At 71.0% G+C, this 14,162-nt stretch carries 14 protein-coding genes and 1 tRNA gene; 10 read left to right on the top strand and 5 right to left on the bottom strand.

Annotated features, from left to right (window positions below):
* The first annotated feature begins 157 nt into the window (after positions 1-157).
* The gene (locus AC07FA_RS22055; RefSeq protein WP_479077614.1) at positions 158-1,207 is read left to right on the top strand and encodes a rhamnogalacturonan acetylesterase; all 1,050 of its coding nucleotides are present in this window, start codon (positions 158-160) and stop codon (positions 1,205-1,207) included.
* 67 nt (positions 1,208-1,274) lie between these two features.
* On the opposite strand, the gene AC07FA_RS22050 is transcribed toward AC07FA_RS22055, so the two are convergent.
* Positions 1,275-1,362, bottom strand: a tRNA-Leu gene (locus tag AC07FA_RS22050).
* 144 nt (positions 1,363-1,506) lie between these two features.
* Here AC07FA_RS22050 and AC07FA_RS22045 point away from each other — a divergent pair.
* From AC07FA_RS22045 to AC07FA_RS22035, 3 genes are all read left to right on the top strand, one after another.
* On the top strand, positions 1,507-2,871 hold the full coding sequence (locus tag AC07FA_RS22045; protein ID WP_479077613.1) for a M20/M25/M40 family metallo-hydrolase: 1,365 nt from the start codon (positions 1,507-1,509) through the stop codon (positions 2,869-2,871).
* A gap of 143 nt (positions 2,872-3,014) precedes the next feature.
* Positions 3,015-3,248, top strand: coding sequence for a chaplin ChpH (gene chpH / locus AC07FA_RS22040; protein WP_479077612.1), 234 nt, complete (start codon positions 3,015-3,017; stop codon positions 3,246-3,248).
* A gap of 139 nt (positions 3,249-3,387) precedes the next feature.
* On the top strand, positions 3,388-4,161 hold the full coding sequence (locus tag AC07FA_RS22035) for a chaplin (RefSeq protein WP_479077611.1): 774 nt from the start codon (positions 3,388-3,390) through the stop codon (positions 4,159-4,161).
* 70 nt (positions 4,162-4,231) lie between these two features.
* Here AC07FA_RS22035 and AC07FA_RS22030 read toward each other — a convergent pair whose 3' ends face one another.
* Positions 4,232-4,420, bottom strand: a complete 189-nt coding sequence (locus AC07FA_RS22030; RefSeq protein WP_185301746.1) for a DUF5703 family protein — start codon at positions 4,418-4,420, stop codon at positions 4,232-4,234.
* A 47-nt stretch (positions 4,421-4,467) separates the two neighbouring features.
* Here AC07FA_RS22030 and AC07FA_RS22025 point away from each other — a divergent pair, with 47 nt between their 5' ends.
* A complete protein-coding gene (locus tag AC07FA_RS22025) occupies positions 4,468-5,127 on the top strand; it encodes a hypothetical protein (RefSeq protein ID WP_479077610.1) in 660 nt (219 codons plus the stop codon).
* 91 nt (positions 5,128-5,218) lie between these two features.
* On the opposite strand, the gene AC07FA_RS22020 is transcribed toward AC07FA_RS22025, so the two are convergent.
* Both AC07FA_RS22020 and AC07FA_RS22015 read right to left on the bottom strand, forming a co-directional pair.
* Positions 5,219-7,543: a helix-hairpin-helix domain-containing protein gene (locus tag AC07FA_RS22020; protein WP_479077609.1), complete on the bottom strand. Its 2,325-nt coding sequence runs from the start codon at positions 7,541-7,543 to the stop codon at positions 5,219-5,221.
* On the bottom strand, positions 7,540-8,523 hold the full coding sequence (locus AC07FA_RS22015; RefSeq protein ID WP_479077607.1) for an aldo/keto reductase: 984 nt from the start codon (positions 8,521-8,523) through the stop codon (positions 7,540-7,542). Before AC07FA_RS22015 ends, AC07FA_RS22020 begins: the two co-directional genes overlap by 4 nt.
* Positions 8,524-8,663: 140 nt before the next feature.
* Here AC07FA_RS22015 and AC07FA_RS22010 point away from each other — a divergent pair, with 140 nt between their 5' ends.
* Both AC07FA_RS22010 and AC07FA_RS22005 read left to right on the top strand, forming a co-directional pair.
* Positions 8,664-9,713, top strand: coding sequence for an LLM class F420-dependent oxidoreductase (locus tag AC07FA_RS22010; RefSeq protein ID WP_479077605.1), 1,050 nt, complete (start codon positions 8,664-8,666; stop codon positions 9,711-9,713).
* Positions 9,714-9,929: 216 nt separating this feature from the next.
* Positions 9,930-10,718, top strand: a complete 789-nt coding sequence (locus AC07FA_RS22005; protein WP_479077604.1) for a ferritin-like domain-containing protein — start codon at positions 9,930-9,932, stop codon at positions 10,716-10,718.
* A gap of 18 nt (positions 10,719-10,736) precedes the next feature.
* On the opposite strand, the gene corA is transcribed toward AC07FA_RS22005, so the two are convergent.
* Positions 10,737-11,729 carry a magnesium/cobalt transporter CorA gene (gene corA / locus AC07FA_RS22000; protein ID WP_479077603.1) on the bottom strand — a complete coding sequence of 331 codons (993 nt, stop codon included), beginning with the start codon at positions 11,727-11,729 and terminating at the stop codon, positions 10,737-10,739.
* Positions 11,730-11,792: 63 nt separating this feature from the next.
* Between corA and AC07FA_RS21995 the strand changes: the two genes are divergently transcribed.
* From AC07FA_RS21995 to AC07FA_RS21985, 3 genes are all read left to right on the top strand, one after another.
* Positions 11,793-12,503: a histidine phosphatase family protein gene (locus AC07FA_RS21995; RefSeq protein ID WP_479077601.1), complete on the top strand. Its 711-nt coding sequence runs from the start codon at positions 11,793-11,795 to the stop codon at positions 12,501-12,503.
* A 104-nt stretch (positions 12,504-12,607) separates the two neighbouring features.
* The gene (locus AC07FA_RS21990) at positions 12,608-13,198 is read left to right on the top strand and encodes a DUF3090 domain-containing protein (RefSeq protein WP_479077599.1); all 591 of its coding nucleotides are present in this window, start codon (positions 12,608-12,610) and stop codon (positions 13,196-13,198) included.
* A complete protein-coding gene (locus AC07FA_RS21985) occupies positions 13,162-14,046 on the top strand; it encodes an SCO1664 family protein (RefSeq protein ID WP_479077598.1) in 885 nt (294 codons plus the stop codon). The genes AC07FA_RS21990 and AC07FA_RS21985 overlap by 37 nt, the downstream gene beginning before the upstream one ends.
* The last annotated feature ends 116 nt before the right edge of the window (positions 14,047-14,162 follow it).

Below are 14,162 nucleotides of genomic sequence, written 5' to 3'. Positions count from 1 at the left end.
CGCTGCCGTGCGTACGGGAGCGCGACGTCCGCCCCGTAGATAGCGCTTGCCAACTCGTCGTATGGTCCATCGACTGAATCCATTCAATCGGAGCTCGACCGGAGCTCGACCGGGGCTCGGTCCGAGTCCGCTCCGAGTTCGATCCAAGGAGTTCGCCATGCGCCGAGCCACTGCCGCCCTGTTGGCCACCTGCACCACGGCCGCCGCCCTGACCGCCCTCACCGCGGCCCCCGCACGGGCCGAAGGAGACCCGACAGGTCTGGGTCACTGCACCACCACCGCGCCCTTCGTCTGTCACTTCGACGTCGCCCCGGGCACCTACCGCGTCTCGGCGCTTCTCGGCGGCGGCTCGGAGCCCGGTTCCACGGGCGTCACCGCCGAGACGCGCAGAACCATGCTCGCCGAGACCCCGAATCCCGCGGGCCGGACCGTGCGGCGCGTCTTCACCGTGGATGTGCGCGACCCGGAGGGCGAGCCGACCGGGGCCACCGGAACCCCCGGGCTCGACCTCACCTTCGGCGGTACGGCCCCGCAGCTGGCCGCACTCCGCGTCACCCCGGTCCGTACGCCCCAGATCCTCCTCGCGGGCGACTCGACCGTCTGCGACCAGCCCGGCGCCCCCTACTCGGGCTGGGGCCAGCAGCTTCCCCAGTACCTCACCGACCGGCTGTCCGTCGCCAACTACGCCGACTCGGGGGAGGGTTCGCAGTCCTTCCTCGACAACCCGGCGCTCTTCCCCGCACTCGCCTCCCGGATCGACCACGGCGACCTCGTCCTGATCCAGCTCGCCCACAACGACAAGCAGACCGACCGCGAGACCTACCGCGCCAACCTCACCGCGATGATCGAAGGAGTACGGGCGCGGGGCGGGAAGCCCGTCCTCGTCACGCCGGTCGTCCGCCGCTGGTTCAACGCGGACGGCACCCTCGACAACGGCACCGCGCTGATCGTCAACGGCCTGGGCGTGGACCTGCCCGCCGAGATGCGCGCGCTCGCCACCGAGCACCACACCCCGCTCGTCGACCTCACCGCCCTGACCAAGGCGCGGGTGGAGGAACTCGGCCCCGAGGGCTCCAAGGCCCTCTATCTCTACGACGAGCGGCGCGACAACACCCACACGTCCGCGCGCGGGGCCGCCGAGTACGCCGCACTCGTGGCGGGAGAGCTCCGTGACCAGCGGCTCGTTCCCCGCCGCGCACTCCGCTGACGGACCACAGGCCCGTGAACGACGAATTGCCGGTGGGCCTGGAGGCCCAACCGGCAATGCGTCCTACTGGTGTCCGAGGGGGGACTTGAACCCCCACGCCCGATAAAGGGCACTAGCACCTCAAGCTAGCGCGTCTGCCATTCCGCCACCCGGACAAGGTGTCTGTCTCGCGGGCCCGGCCCGTTCCGACGTGGAAAACCATAGCAAACATTCGGGGGTGCTCGATCACGCCGGGGACGGTGTGAAGGGCGGATGACAGGGGGCGGGCGCCCTTGGGCCCACGGCACGGGCGCGGGAGGATGAGGGGGAGCACCACAGCGACAGTGGAAGGAAGCAGCGTGAGCGAGACCAACACGGCGCGGACCGTCTCCGGCGAGGACGAGGTCGTGGACCTCTGCCGTGACCTGATCCGGATCGACACCAGCAACTACGGGGACCACTCGGGCCCGGGGGAGCGGCTCGCCGCCGAGTACGTCGCGGAGAAGCTCGCCGAGGTCGGGCTCGAACCGCAGATCTTCGAATCCCACAAGGGCCGCGCCTCCACCGTGGCCCGGATCGAGGGCGAGGACCGGTCCAGGCCCGCGCTGCTCATCCACGGGCACACCGATGTGGTTCCGGCCAACGCCGCCGACTGGACGCACGACCCGTTCTCCGGCGAGATCGCGGACGGCTGTGTGTGGGGCCGCGGCGCGGTCGACATGAAGGACATGGACGCCATGACCCTCGCGGTCGTCCGCGACCGTATGCGCAGCGGCCGCAAGCCGCCGCGCGACATCGTGCTGGCCTTCCTCGCGGACGAGGAGGCGGGCGGCACCTACGGGGCCCGGTATCTCGTCGACAAGCACCCCGGGCTGTTCGAAGGCGTCACCGAGGCCATCAGCGAGGTCGGCGGGTTCTCCTTCACCGTCAACGAGAATCTGCGGCTCTACCTCGTGGAGACGGCCCAGAAGGGCATGCACTGGATGAAGCTGACCGTGGACGGCTCCGCCGGCCACGGTTCGATGATCCACAAGGACAACGCCATCACGGAGCTCTCCGAGGCCGTCGGACGCCTCGGCAGGCACAAGTTCCCCGTGCGGGTGACCAAGACCCTGCGGCACTTCCTGGACGAGCTCTCGGACGCCCTGGGCACCGAGCTCGACCCCGAGAACATGGACGAGACGCTCGCCAAGCTGGGCGGTATCTCCAAGCTCATCGGCGCCTCGCTCCAGAACACCGCCAACCCGACCCAGCTCGGTGCGGGCTACAAGGTCAACGTGATTCCGGGCCAGGCGACCGCCCACGTCGACGGACGGTTCCTGCCGGGGTACGAGGAGGAGTTCCTGGCCGACCTGGACCGGATTCTCGGCCCCAAGGTGAAGCGCGAGGACGTGCACGCCGACAAGGCGCTGGAGACCACCTTCGACGGTGCCCTCGTCGACGCGATGCAGACGGCGCTGGTGGCCGAGGACCCGATCGCGCGCGCCGTGCCGTACATGCTCTCGGCGGGCACGGACGCGAAGTCCTTCGACGACCTGGGAATCCGCGGCTTCGGGTTCGCTCCGCTGAAGCTGCCGCCCGAGCTCGACTTCGCGGGCATGTTCCACGGTGTGGACGAGCGCGTTCCGGTCGACGGGCTGAAGTTCGGCGTGCGCGTGCTCGACCGCTTCATCGACAACTCCTGAAGGTATGACCGGGGTATTCGCCCGGGTGTGCGTACATAACCAGAAAGAGTGAAAGCAGGCAGACGCTCGTAGCCCCACAACTCACTCCTCGTTACAAGTGATGCGGTCCGCGGCTGGGACCGCATTGCCAACTAGGAGGAATAATGATCAAGAAGGTTGCCGCCATCGCGGCCGCTACCGGTGGTCTCGTGCTCGCGGGTGCGGGTATGGCCGCCGCCGACGCCGGCGCCCAGGGCGCTGCCATCGGCAGCCCCGGCGTGCTCTCGGGCAACGTCGTTCAGGTCCCCGTCCACGTCCCGGTGAACGTGTGTGGAAACACCGTCTCCGTGATCGGGCTGCTGAACCCCGCCTTCGGCAACACCTGCGTCAACGCGTGACGTTGATCGTCAACCCGTAAGGGTTTGAGCTCGGTCGGCCCCGGAGTGCGCGCCATGCACTCCGGGGCTGCTGGGCATTCGGCCCTCGCACGGTCGCGTCCGGGGGTATTTCGGAAGGCAGAAGGCAGGAAACGAACCTATGCGACAGGTCACACGTAAGGGCCTGATCACCATGGCAGCGGCGGGCGGAGTGCTCGCGCTGAGTGGCGGTTACGCGCACGCCGACGCGGGAGCGGCCGGCTCCGCGACGAATTCCCCGGGGGTGCTGTCCGGGAATTCCATTCAGGTCCCGATCGACGTACCGGTCAATGTGTGCGGCAACTCCGTCAGTGTCGGCGGACTGCTCAACCCGGCCACCGGAAACGACTGCGGCAACGGATCGGCTGACACCGGTCAGGACGCCGGACCGTACGACAGCGCGCCCGGCGGCGAGAGCTCCGGCGGCCGCCCCGCGGGCGACCCCACCGCCAGCGGGCACGACGGGACGTCGAGCGCCCCGGGGACCGGCCGGCACCGCGCCCCCGCGGCCACGGCGGAGGGGGAGGCGAAGGGCTCGCCGGGTATCGGCTCCGGCAACCACATCGCGGTCCCGATCGACATTCCCGTGAACGTCTGCGGCAACAGCGTCACCATCGGCGGCCTGCTCAACCCGGTCTTCGGCAACGACTGCGGCAACGACGCGCAGGTCAGCCCGCCGCCCGAGCACCCGGAGACGCCCACCACTCCGGGCAAGCCGGCCCACCCGCCCGTGAACGGACCCTCCGAGCCGAACGCCCCGGAGCCCCAGCACGTCCCGGAGCAGCTCGCACAGACCGGAGGGGGCGGGCTCGACCTGCTGATCCCGGCGAGCGCGGGCCTGTTGCTGGCGGGTGCGGGCTCAGTGCTCTACCGCCGCTCCCGCAGCGCCGCGTAACGGCAGGGCGACACAGGGGTACGAGCGTGGGAGGGAGCGGGCCGTGCGACTCCGCGCGGCCCGCTCCGCTTCACCAGGTAGCCCGTAGCTGGCGGATGATCCGCCGCCGCAACCGCACTCTGCGGCTGCCGTCCAGGCGCAGCGTCAGTCGGTCCAACTCCCAGTGCCCGTACTCGGCATGGTCGGTGAGCAGGCGGGTCGCTTCCTTGCGGGACACCCCGCGCGGCACGTACACGTCGACAAATTCGTATTCCGGCATCGCATCTATTGTGCGGGCAGAGCCCGTGTACGGATAGCGTCTGCACTATGTCTGATGCTGCGCAGCCCACCGCTGCCGAGGTACGTGCCGCCGCCGAAGCGGTCAAAGCCGCGCTCGACCGTCACCTCGACGCGGTCGAACGCCGTACCGGGGACGACGATCCCGCCGTCTACGAAGCGTTCAACTCACTGGCCGCTGCGGCCGAGGTCTACGACGAACTGCTCTACGACCGTCATGACGAGGTCACCCCTTTCGAGATCCCCGGTGCCGACGACTCGCTGCCGCCGTACGCCGGCCCGGAGGAGCCCCATGCGCTGAGTGTGCTGATCAGGCGGGACTACGCGGTGGTGGAGCCACCGAGGCTGCTCGCCCAGGCGCAGCGGCTCGCCGACCTCGACCCGGACGAGCGCGGCAGCGAGGTCGCCGCGGTGGTCGGTACGAGCGTCCACGCCGCGCTCGGGGTGATCTTCGGGGAGTACGAGGCGGACGAGATCGCCTCGCGGCACAAGGAGTTCGGTCTGGAGGAGGGCGACTCCACCCTCTGGGTCGCCGCCGCCGAGGAGCTTCCGGAGCCGGGGGAGTGGCTGGGCGCCCCCTTCGACCAGGCCGATCCGCAGCTGGTGGTCTGCCGGTTCGACGTCAGTTCCGTCTTCGACGAGGACGACCTGGAAGAGGACCTGGAGGATCTGACGGCCGGCAGCTCCTGACCAAGGCCGGACGGGCTTGATTATCGAGCCCGTCCGGCATCGAGGACGAAGCGGTGGCCGGACGACCCGGTGAACCTCTCCGGTCAGGGCACTAGGACGCGGCGTCCGGGGTCGGCAGCGCCTCCAGGAGGGGGCGCAGCCGGGTCGTCCGCTCCTGGGCCGGGATCTCCGCAACCGCGCGAGGGAGGGCCTGGTCCACACCGTGGACGACCGACAGATGGCGCTCACCGCGACTGAAGGCGGTGTACACCCACGGCCTGCTCAGCCCCTGTGCGGCGTCGCCGGGCAGGACGACGACCACGGCGGGCCAGCGCATACCGGCCGCCTGATGGGCACTGAGCGCCCAGCTGTGGCGTACGGACGACTCGACCCGGTCCTGCGGTACGACGACGGGCGTGCCCGCGCAGTCCAGATGAAGGCCGTCGGCGTCGGCGGAGACGACTGATCCGGGCACGGCTCGGCCGGGCGCCGGGACATGGACGACGCGGTCACCGGGGTCGAAGCCGCCGAACCGTCCGGGGCCCGGATTCAGCCGCTGCTTGAGGGCCGTGTTCAGGGCCCTGGTGCCCGCCGACCCGCCGTGCCCCACGGTGATCACCTGGGTGTCGGCCGAGGGCACGCCGATGGCCCGGGGCACGGAATCGGCGACCAGCTGCACGGTGCGGTGGACCGCCTCGCCCGCGTCGCGCACGGGAACGATCACCACTTCCCTGCCCGGCGCCTCGACCTGGCTCAGCTCGCCGATGCCGATACCGGAGACCAGCTCGCCGATCGGACCGGGATCGGGGGTACGGGACACCACCTGCGGGCAGGCCCGGGAGGCCAGCACATCCGCGAACACCCGCCCCGCACCGGCGGAACCCAGCACTCCGGGGTCACCGCTCAGCACCAGACGGGTGCCGTCGGCGAGGCACTCGACCAGCATCGCGGCGGTCTCGACGTCCAGCTGCGGGGCATCGAGCACCACCAGCAGGTCGAGCGCCAGCGCACCCTCCCCGTCCCGGCCCGGGCCCTCGGTGCCGGAGAGCAGCCCGGCGAGCGTGACCGCCGTCAGGGGGTCGCCCACCGCCTCGGCGAGCCGCTGTCGGCCGTCCACACTGTGCGCGGCGCCGACGGCCCGGAGCCCCAGACCGTTCGCCGCCGCGATCAGCGCCGCGGGTTCGGCCCGCGCCGCCTCGCCGCCCGAGTGGGCGACCAGGCCGCCGGCGGCGACCGTACGGATGAGCTCACCGGCCGAGGGGGACGGGGCTGCCGACGCGGCCTGCGACCAGTCGGCTCCCTTCTCGCAGGCGTTCAGCAGCCGCGCCAGGCCATCGGCGAGGCTCTCCTCGGCCAGGGCGTAGCGGTCGAGCCCCAGCAGCACCTGCACCGGCTGCTGCTCGGCATCGGCGTCCTCGTCGCTCCCAGCGGTCTGTTCGTCCTGCTCGGTGAGTTCGTCCGGGTCGCCGGACGCGGTGGGGTCCAGGCCTTCCTGGAAGACGAGAACGACGCCCTCGGCGACGGCATGCTCCACGGCCGCGTCGGGGTCGGTCACCGCACGCTCGGCCAGAGCCGCGCGCACCGCCGACGCGTCGAGCGCGGTGTGGCCCTGGAGCGCTGCCCGCTCCAGCAGCCAGCCGACGAGCGCCGCGGTGCGCCGCTCGTCGTCCGGTCCGCACGCGGCGCCCAGCAGGGCGCGGGCGAATCCGTCGGCCTGCTCGGGGCGCACTCCGGGCACGGCCAGCAGCTGCCAGGGGTCGGCGCGCAGGACGTCCGCGGCCTGTTCACCCAGGGTCCCGGCTGCCGGACCCGCCAGCGCCTCGGGCGCTCCGCCCTCGGCGAGCACCGCCTGCGCAGCCGCCGTGGCTTCGGGCGACGCGCCCTGTGCGGAGCGGGCCGGCCCGGCCACCCGGGGCCGCTCGGGCGCTGGTGTGGCCGGCTGGACGGCGCGCCGGGGAGCGGGGGGCGACGCGGGGGAGTCGTAGAACGCCGCGCCGGTCTTCTCGCCGCTCTCCACGGCCCGTACGGCGGCCAGGAGATCCGCCGCGGTGCCGCTCAGTTTCGTACCGGCCGGGATGGGGCCTTCCTTCTCGGCCTTGCGCTTCTCGATGCGCTCCAGCAGTTCGCGCTGGGCGGCGAGCTCGGCCTCGGCCTCGGAGAGCACGGGCGCCGCCTCGGCGGTGGCGTCCCCAGCGGGGCTCTCGGTGCCCCCGCCGTCCGTGTCCGCGTCGGCGGGCGGCGTCTGCGCGGACGAGTCCTCGTCACCGGAGACATCACCGGAGACGTCATCCGAGACGTCTCCGGTGGCATCACCCGAGACATCCGTGGATGCGTCGGCGGAGACCTCGGCGGCCGAGGCGTCGTCGGCGGCGAGGCCGCCGTCCTCGGTGTCTTCGGCCGAGGGGCCTGGGGTTTCCCCCCGGGGAAGCGCAGTCACAGCGTGCTCCAGTCCTGGTCGGGATAGCGGTGCACGGGCGCCGACACGTCGTCGAGCGCCTGGCAGATCTCGTCAGGAAGACTAAGCGCCTCCACTGACAATGCCTCCGTGAGCTGCTGCGCGTTGCGCGCGCCGATGATCGGGGCCACCACTCCCGGGCGGTCCCGCACCCAGGCGAGCGCCACGTGGAGGGCCGTGGTGGAGAGGCCCTCCGCGGCCGTGGTCACCGCGTCCACGATGCGGCTCGCCGGGTCGTCGAGATACGGCTCGACGAAGGGCGCCAGGTGCTCCGAGGCGCCACGCGAATCGGAGGGAGTACCCAGCTGGTACTTCCCCGTCAGCACGCCACGCCCCAGCGGGGAGGAGGGCAGCAGTCCTATCCCCAGGTCGAGCGCGGCCGGCAGCACCTCCCTTTCGACGCCCCGCTGCAACAGCGAGTACTCCATCTGCGTACTCGCCAGCCGGCTGCGCACACCGGGCGCCGCGAGCTGCCAGGTGGCTGCCTTGGCGAGCTGCCAGCCGCAGAAGTTCGACACCCCCGCGTACCGGACGCGACCCGACGACACCGCGAGGTCCACCGCCTGGAGCGTCTCCTCCAGGGGAGTCACCGGATCGAAGGCGTGGATCTGCCACAGATCGACGTAGTCCGTGCCGAGCCGGTCGAGCGAGGCGTCGAGCGCGGCGAGCAGATGGCCGCGCGAGCCGTCGAAGCGGCGGTACGGATCGGGCACGCTGCCCGCCTTCGTGGCGATGACGAGATCCCGCCGCGGCACCAGGCTGTCGACGAATCGCCCGAGCAGATATTCGGCCTCTCCGCCGCCGTACACATCGGCCGTGTCGACCAGCGTCCCGCCCTCGTCCCAGAAGGCCTTGAGCTGGTCGGCGGCGTCGTGTTCGTCGGTGTCCCGGCCCCATGTGAGAGTGCCGAGCCCGATCCGGGACACGCGAAGGCCGGTACGGCCGAGATGCCTCTGCTCCATGGGCGCTGAGATTACTGGCCATCACCCCATGGGGTGGAAGCCTGTGGACAACGTGACGGCGGCGGAGCCCTGCCGGATCGACTGCCCGCGCGCTAGAGTCCGGACCACAGGGACGTTACTGATCAGTATGGGAGCGGTTTATGCGGCTCGGCATCAATCTCGGTTACTGGGGAGCGGGCATGGACGGCGACAACCTCGCCGTCGCCCAGGAGGCCGACCGGCTCGGCTACGACGTCTGCTGGGCGGCCGAGGCGTACGGCTCCGACGCCCCCACCGTGCTCACCTGGGTCGCGGCCCAGACCGAGTCCATCGACGTCGGCTCCGCGATCATGCAGATCCCGGCCAGGCAGCCCGCGATGACCGCGATGACCGCGGCCACCCTCGACTCGCTGTCCGGAGGCCGCTTCCGGCTCGGCCTCGGCGTCTCGGGCCCGCAGGTCTCCGAGGGCTGGTACGGCGTCAAGTTCGACAAGCCGCTGGCCCGCACCCGTGAGTACATCGAGATCGTCCGCAGGGCCATGTCGCGCGAGCGCCTCTCGTACGAGGGGGAGCACTGGACGCTTCCGCTGCCCGACGGCCCGGGCAAGCCCATCAAGCTCACCGTGCACCCGAAGCGCGAGCACATCCCGCTCTACATCGCCGCCATCGGCCCGAAGAACCTGGAGCAGACCGGCGAGATCGCGGACGGGGCGCTGCTGATCTTCCCGTCCGCCGACCACCTCGAGGACACGGCCGTGAAGTACCTGCGGGCGGGTCGCGAGAAGGCCGGGAAGACCATGGAGGGCTTCGACGTCTGCCCGACGCTGCCGCTCGCCATCGGCGACGACGTCAACGGCCTGGCCGACATGTTCCGCCCGTACACCGCGCTGTACGTCGGCGGCATGGGCAGCCGCAAGCAGAACTTCTACAACCAGCTCGCCCAGCGCATGGGCTACGAGAAGGAAGCCGCCGAGATCCAGGACAAGTACCTGGCCGGCGACAAGAGCGGCGCGGCCGCCGCCGTACCGCACCAGCTCATCGACCAGACCACGCTGCTCGGCTCGGTGGAGCGGATCGCCGAGCGCATGCAGGCGTACGCGGCCGCCGGTGTCACCACGCTGACCCTCGCCCCGGCGGGATTCACGCTCGACGAGCGGATCGCGGCTCTGCGCGCCGGTACGGACGCCCTGGAGCGCTCCGGCCTCGCGTAGCGAACCCACCCGCTGCCTGGAGGCACCGGCGCAGCACTACGGCCGTGGTGGGGGCTCGGGGGTCTTCCCCGCCACGGCCGTACCCGGAACAACGCGCCGGGGGCTCCGCGGTTACGCTCCGGACGCCCCTCGTCCGCGCGGCGGCTCTCGTGTTGCCTACTCGCCCGTACCGCATTTGACTTTGCCTCTGCGCATACCGGTACGGAGGTGACAGTGATGCTCTCGGCAAAAAGTCTGTTCCAGGAGATCCTCGACGACGACGAATCGTTCCGGCTCTTCTGCTCCATCGCTGCCAGCGGCGAGACACAGGGCGGCTGGGAGAACGGCCGTATCGCGGCGCTCGTGCCCGTGAGCCAGCGGGATCTGGCGCCCAAGATCGTCCGGCACGGCGCCGACGAGGACAAGCACGGACGCATCTTCAACGCGCTCCTGAAGAAACGCGGACTGAGTCCCGTGGACGTGCCGCCCGAGACCGACTACACGATGCTCCTGGAGCGGCAGGGCATCGGGCTCGCCCACGAACAGCTCAAGCGCGACGAAACGCTGTCGGAGCAGGACGTCATCACCTACCTGGCCCACAGCAGGGTCACCGAGCAGCGCGCCTCCGAGCAGATGCGCCTGCTGCTCAAGCACTTCGCGGGCCACCCCGAGCTCGGCCGCGCGGTGAGGATGATCTCGAACGACGAGGACAACCACCTCGCGTACTGCCACGAGGAACTGCTTCGCTTCGCCGCCGCCGGGCACGGCCGTATGATCCAGCACACCCTGCGGGAGTGCGCGCACGCCGAGATCCGGGTCTACCGGGACGTCAGCCTCGCCGTGATGGCGAACATGGGCGCGCTCCTGAGCTGGTCCCGGGCCAAGTCGGCGATGCTGGCCGTGGGCATCCACGCCCTGTACGCGTACGAGCGGCTGATCGGCTGGCGCCGCATGGTGACCCTGGAACAGCCCGCGCGACGGGACGCGCTGGGCGGCGCGGCCCCGGTCGAGCCCGAGTTCGCCTGAGGCGGCCCGGGAGCGCGGTCAGAGCCAGCCGCGGCGCTTGAACAGGCGGTGCAGTCCGAACACCGCGCAGCCCATCAGCACGATCACCGCCGGATACGTCCACGGCCAGTGCAGCTCCGGCATGTGGTCGAAGTTCATGCCGTAGACGCCCGCCACCATGGTCGGAACAGCGGCCATGGCGGCCCACGCCGAGATCTTCCGCATGTCGTCGTTCTGGCGCACCCCCATCTGTGCCAGATGGGCCGAGAGAATGTCCGACAGCAGCCGGTCCAGCCCCTCCACCTGCTCGTTGACGCGCGTCAGGTGGTCGCTCACGTCCCGGAAGAACGGCTGCGCGTGCTCGTGGACGAACGGCACCCCCGCGCTCGCCAGACGCGTCATCGGGGAGGTCAGCGGGCCGGTGGCCCGGCGGAATTCGAGCACCTGGCGCTTGAACGTGTAGATGCGGGCGGCGGAGTTCGTCGAATCACCGGTGCCGCTCGGCGCGAACACCTCCGTCTCCAGCTCCTCCAGGTCGACCTGGAGCTCGGCGCCCACGTCGATGTAGTGGTCCACGATCGCGTCGCTGACCGCGTACAGGACCGCCGTGGGGCCGTGCTTGAGGACCTCGGGCTCGGCCTCCAGCCGGCTGCGTACGGCCGCGAGCGGCGCGCTCTCGCCGTGCCTGACCGTCACGACGAACGAATCACCGATGAAGACCATCAGCTCGTCGGTACTCACCTTGTCGCTCTCCGGCTCGTACACGACCGGCTTGATGACGACGAACAGCGAATCGTCGTACACCTCCAGCTTGGGCCGCTGGTGGGCGCGCAGCGCGTCCTCCACCGCCAGCGGGTGCAGCCCGAACTCGCTGCTGACGCGGGAGAACTCCTTCTCCGTCGGCTCGTGCAGACCGACCCAGAGGAACGCGTCCCCGGAGGCGGCTGCCCGCGCCTCGTCGAGGGCGTCGGAAAGATCGGCGGGGCCTTCGGTACGACGCCCGTCCCGGTAGATGGCACTGTCGACAATCACGCGCGCATTCTTCCTTGTCGCTGACGGCTCCGCACCTCACCCCTGCCCTTTACGCTGGCTCGTATGCCCACGCTGATCCTCGTACGCCACGGTCGTTCCACCGCCAACACCGCAGGAGTGCTCGCCGGCCGTACCCCCGGTGTCTCCCTGGACGAACGCGGCGCCGAGCAGGCCGCCGCACTGCCCGGGCGGCTGGCCGCGCTCACGCTCGTCGCCGCCGTCAGCAGCCCCCTGGAGCGGTGCCGCGAAACGCTCCAGCCACTGCTCGACGCCCGCCCCGGTCTTCCGTCGCACACCGAGGACCGGATCAGCGAGTGCGACTACGGCGACTGGTCGGGGCGCAAGCTGGCGGAACTGTCCGACGAGCCGCTGATGTCCGTCGTCCAGCAGCACCCCTCGGCCGCCGCGTTCCCCGGTGGCGAGTCCATGCGGGCGATGCAGGCCAGGGCGGTCGACGCCGTACGCGACTGGAACGCCCGCGTCGAGGCCGAGCACGGCGACGACGCGACGTACGTGATGTGCTCGCACGGCGACATCATCAAGGCCCTCGTCGCCGACGCGCTCGGCATGCATCTGGACCTCTTCCAGCGGATCCACGCCGATCCGTGTTCGGTCACCGCGATCCGCTACACCCGGCTGCGGCCCTTCCTTCTCCGTCTGGGCGACACCGGGGACTTCGCCTCCCTCGCCCCGCGCGAACAAGCCATCGGGGCCGATGCCGCGGGCGGTAACGCGACGGATGCGGCGGTCGGGGGCGGCGCTGGGGCACCGTGATCGCTCCGCGCAGTAGGGTGGACGCGCCGTAGGGGCCGTTCCGGGGGCATCCCTCCGGACTCCGGCCGCCCCCATTCGCCGTCAATTCTCAAGGGAGACAGGACGTGTCCCGTCAGGTGTTCCTCTATGACCCCCCGGACCGTTTCGTGGCCGGTACGGTCGGGCTGCCTGGCCGCCGTACGTTTTTCCTTCAGGCATCCTCCAGGGGGCGCGTCACCAGTGTGGCCCTGGAGAAGACGCAGGTCGCCGCGCTGGCGGAACGGATCGACGAACTGCTCGACGAGGTCGTGAGACGCACCGGCGGCAATTCGCCGGTGCCGGCCGTGGCGCCCATGGACGTCACCGACACCGCACCGCTCGACGCGCCCGTCGAGGAGGAGTTCAGGGTCGGCACGATGGCTCTCGCCTGGGACGGCGAGGAGCAGCGGATGATCGTCGAGGCACAGGCGCTCGTCGAGCTGGACGCCGACTCCGAGGACGACCTCGTGGAGGCCGAGGAAAGGCTTCTCCAGGACGAGGAGAACGGCCCGCCGATGCTGCGCGTCCGGCTCAGCGGCGCGCAGGCCCGTGCGTTCGCCAAGCGCGCCCTGGATGTAGTGAACGCCGGCCGCCCGCCGTGCCCCCTGTGCAGCCTGCCGCTCGATCCGGAAGGACACGTATGCCCGCGCCAGAACGGATACCGTCGCGGAGCGTGACCGCCGGCCCGACAGGGGCGGAGCTGCTGACCCTGCTCGCCGAGGGACAGCTCACGGTCCTCGGGCAGGTCCGGGGCGCGTCCAACGCGGTGCTCTACTGCACGGTCGCGTACGAGGGCGAGGAGCGGACCTGCGTGTACAAGCCGGTCGCCGGGGAACAGCCGCTGTGGGACTTTCCCGACGGGACCCTCGCGCAGCGCGAGGTGGCGGCGTTCGAGATCTCCGAGGCGACCGGGTGGGGGCTCGTACCGCCCACGGTGCTGCGGGACGGGCCGTACGGGCAGGGTATGTGCCAGCTCTGGATCGAGGCGGCCGAGGACGGCTCCGGTGACGGTTCCTCCGACGGATCGTCCGACGGGGGTACGGGTTCGCTGCTCGCGCTCGTCGAGGACGAGGAGCCGGGGGACGGCTGGAAGGCCGTGGGCTTCGCGGAGGTCGGTGAGGGGAAGACGGCCCTGCTGGTGCATGCGGACGATCCCCGGCTGCGGCGCCTCGCGGTGCTGGACGCGGTGATCAACAACGGTGACCGGAAGGGCGGCCATCTGCTGCCCGCCCCGGGCGGCCGGCTGTACGGCATCGACCACGGAGTCACCTTCAACGCCGACGACAAGCTGCGCACGCTGCTGTGGGGCTGGGCGGGCGAACCGCTGACCGACGAGGCCGTCGAGGTGCTGGGCCGGCTGGCCGAGGATCTGACGCCGGGGGCGGGGCTCGCCACCCGGTTGGGCGAGCTGATCACCGCGGCGGAGCTGGACGCGCTGCGGGGGCGTGTGAGGAATCTGCTCGCCACGGGGCTGCACCCGCAGCCGAGCGGCCAGTGGCCGCCCATTCCGTGGCCACCGGTGTGACGTGCGGGTCCCTTTCCGCACGCTTGACTGTGCCCGCCTGAGCCCTTGATGACCGGAGCCGGGGGGGCGGTCAGAGGAACAGCGCCCCGCTGTCAAGACCGGCTCTCCGGCCACGA

The organism is Streptomyces sp. NPDC045968 (assembly GCF_056430475.1).
The sequence above is the reverse complement of the archived record's forward strand: the minus strand, read 5'-3'. Positions and strand labels throughout refer to the sequence as shown.

What these genes read in the sequence shown, in the direction of transcription:
- AC07FA_RS22055 (WP_479077614.1), top strand. Translation starts at nt 158, where the DNA reads ATGCGCCGAGCCACTGCCGCCCTGTTGGCCACCTGCACCACGGCCGCC.
- AC07FA_RS22045 (WP_479077613.1), top strand. Translation starts at nt 1,507, where the DNA reads ATGAGGGGGAGCACCACAGCGACAGTGGAAGGAAGCAGCGTGAGCGAG.
- chpH (WP_479077612.1), top strand. Translation starts at nt 3,015, where the DNA reads ATGATCAAGAAGGTTGCCGCCATCGCGGCCGCTACCGGTGGTCTCGTG.
- AC07FA_RS22035 (WP_479077611.1), top strand. Translation starts at nt 3,388, where the DNA reads ATGCGACAGGTCACACGTAAGGGCCTGATCACCATGGCAGCGGCGGGC.
- AC07FA_RS22030 (WP_185301746.1), bottom strand. Translation starts at nt 4,420, where the DNA reads ATGCCGGAATACGAATTTGTCGACGTGTACGTGCCGCGCGGGGTGTCC.
- AC07FA_RS22025 (WP_479077610.1), top strand. Translation starts at nt 4,468, where the DNA reads ATGTCTGATGCTGCGCAGCCCACCGCTGCCGAGGTACGTGCCGCCGCC.
- AC07FA_RS22015 (WP_479077607.1), bottom strand. Translation starts at nt 8,523, where the DNA reads ATGGAGCAGAGGCATCTCGGCCGTACCGGCCTTCGCGTGTCCCGGATC.
- AC07FA_RS22010 (WP_479077605.1), top strand. Translation starts at nt 8,664, where the DNA reads ATGCGGCTCGGCATCAATCTCGGTTACTGGGGAGCGGGCATGGACGGC.
- AC07FA_RS22005 (WP_479077604.1), top strand. Translation starts at nt 9,930, where the DNA reads ATGCTCTCGGCAAAAAGTCTGTTCCAGGAGATCCTCGACGACGACGAA.
- AC07FA_RS21995 (WP_479077601.1), top strand. Translation starts at nt 11,793, where the DNA reads ATGCCCACGCTGATCCTCGTACGCCACGGTCGTTCCACCGCCAACACC.
- AC07FA_RS21985 (WP_479077598.1), top strand. Translation starts at nt 13,162, where the DNA reads ATGCCCGCGCCAGAACGGATACCGTCGCGGAGCGTGACCGCCGGCCCG.